Source organism: Gordonia sp. DT219, assembly GCF_049847065.1.
GTDB lineage: Bacteria > Actinomycetota > Actinomycetes > Mycobacteriales > Mycobacteriaceae > Gordonia.
In genome coordinates this window covers 1-234 of sequence record NZ_JBNCNR010000128.1, presented here as the reverse complement: position 1 = coordinate 234, position 234 = coordinate 1, and the positions used below count along the sequence as shown (strand labels likewise).

Genomic DNA, 234 nt, shown 5'->3' with positions numbered 1-234 from the left:
GAGTCCGCGGACGACGGCGTCGGCGTGGTCGAGGGACACCGACCCGTAGGCGCTGTGCTTATGCAGTCCGTCGATGTTGTCGGCGGTGCCGACGTGGACGAGTCGGCCCGCGACAGCCGGGGCGAATCCCATGGAGATCAACAGTTCTCGCACCGACCGGCCTTGGGGTGCGGTCATCTTGAGGCGGTCGAACTCGCCGGTCAGGTTCGCCGCGTAGTGATCGAGCATGTTGCG

1 pseudogene is annotated in these 234 nt (G+C 66.7%); it reads right to left on the bottom strand.

The features are described 5' to 3' along the window. Positions 1 to 234: pseudogene (locus tag ACPXB3_RS22715) on the bottom strand (HNH endonuclease); the annotation flags it as partial.